General features: G+C 32.2%; 2 protein-coding genes. Both read left to right on the top strand.

Going from position 1 to position 2,088, the window contains the following annotated elements; all coding sequences use genetic code 11:
* A partial coding sequence (locus A5868_RS09190) for a DNA cytosine methyltransferase (protein WP_087654171.1) occupies positions 1-1,147 on the top strand: 1,147 nt, incomplete at its 5' end.
* A gap of 22 nt (positions 1,148-1,169) precedes the next feature.
* A partial coding sequence (locus tag A5868_RS09185; protein ID WP_176374155.1) for an ATP-binding protein occupies positions 1,170-2,088 on the top strand: 919 nt, incomplete at its 3' end.

The following is a 2,088-nucleotide window of genomic DNA, read 5'->3' as shown; positions in this document are numbered from 1 at the left end:
ATTTTCTGGAGTTGGTGGACTAACTTTTGGTTTTCACAATAAAATTAATCGAAATAGATTTGTAAAAGATGATAGATTTGATGTAGTTTTTGCAAATGAGTTTGATACTTTTGCCGCTGAGGCATTTCGAAAGAATTTTCCAGACATCCCAATGATTGAAGAGGATGTTTCAGAGATAGACATTGAATACTTAGAAAAGATGTATCTGAATATTAATAATGTAGATTTAATTATTGGTGGTCCCCCTTGTCAATCCTTTAGCACAGTTGGGAAAAGACAGTATGATAATAGGGCAAAGATGTATAAAGAGTATAGACGTATTCTTTCAATACTAAAACCTAAAATGTTTGTTTTTGAGAATGTGTTAGGACTATTAACTATGAAAAACGATGAAGGTAATCCTGTGATAAATGATGTAATTGAGAGTTTTAGTAACATTGGTGATCCTTCTTCCGATTTAGGCTACAATATTCAGAAAAAAGTGTTGAATTCTCAAGATTTTGGTGTTCCTCAAAGTAGAGAGCGCGTTTTCCTCGTTGGTATAAGAAAAGATCTAAAAATTGAAAAAGCTTGGACATTTCCCAAATCTATTACTAATGGAAAAACCGTCTCCGTTAAGGAAGCTATTAGTGATCTTCCTGAATTAGTGAATGGTTCAGGGACAAATAAATACCTAAAAAAACCAGAAAGTAAGTATCAGTATTTGATGCGAGGAAATCAGAAAATACTAAATAATCATGTAAATGGATATTCAGGTGAAAAATTACAAAAAATAATGGAAGTAGTGATTGAAGGAGAAGGAAGACCTTATATCAACAAATTAGTTGAAGAAAAAAAATTGTCAGAAGACTTTTATCTAACCTCTGGATATCATAATAGCTATGGAAGGTTGTGGTGGGAAAAGCCTTCTACGACGATAACAAACAACCTTTCCACTCCATCGTCTTTAAGATGCATACATCCAAAACAAAACAGAGCCCTTACTTCTAGAGAGGGTGCAAGATTACAATCTTTTCCAGATGATTTTGTATTTATAGGCTCAAAGGAAAAAATTAATTCTCAAATAGGAAATGCAGTCCCGCCATTGTTGAGTATACATCTTTCAAATAGCATCTATGAATTTTTTAAAAATAATTTCGAACAATAGTGAAAGAAAAGGGAGATAATAAATGGAATCGATATCAAACATAGAATTCAAATTTTCTTACTTGGCCTTAAAATTGCTTGGAAAGAACTTGTACTCTAATGCATGGGTTGCCCTATCAGAACTTGTGGCAAACGGTTTAGATGCAAAGGCAGATAGTGTTTATCTGTACATTGATATGCGTCAAAAAAGAAAAGCAGTGATTGAAGTTTTTGATAATGGGGAAGGAATGTCTTATAAAAATCTGAGTGAGAACTATGTAAGAATAGGTAGGAATAGAAGATTCGATCAAGGAAACCCTGATGATGTAATGGGACGTAAGGGAATTGGCAAACTTGCTGCGCTTTTTTTAAGTAGGCACTATTATATCTCTTCAAAAACAAAAGATTCATCCCTATTGACTTATGAGATGGATTTTTCAGTTGAAAAAGAAAATGAAAATGATCAAAACCCGGAGATGAAACTAGCAAGTGGGATAGATTTTGATAACAAAAATTTTTTTGATTTTGAAAATGGAACAATGGTTAGGATGGAAGATGTTGATTTAAAAGGATATGCAGATGTCTCAATCGATTCATTAAACAATGTATTGGCAGACTTCTTTTCAATTGATAATCTTTCAAAGAGTAATATTTATTTGAAAATTGTTGAGTCCGATGATGAAGTTGATAAAAAATTTGTACAAGTTAAGAAGAAAATACCATTTGGAAATATGGTGGAGATAGCTTGTTTTGACGACGAAACATATGAAAGGTTAAGTGAAGAATATGAAGGAAACATCTATAAACTCCCGTACAAAAAATTTGATTCAAAATTCTTTGAAGGCGTAACAAAAATTAAGGAAGAAAAATTAGAAAAAAAAGAATTCTTTATTCCAAACTCTGAGGAAAAAAGTAAAATTGGTGAAATTAAAGGGTGGCTAGGAATCCACTCGAGTATAAGTC

The sequence above is a fragment of the Enterococcus sp. 12F9_DIV0723 genome (genome assembly GCF_002174375.1).
Taxonomy (GTDB): domain Bacteria; phylum Bacillota; class Bacilli; order Lactobacillales; family Enterococcaceae; genus Enterococcus_A; species Enterococcus_A gilvus.
This window is presented reverse-complemented; position numbering and strand designations above follow the sequence as displayed.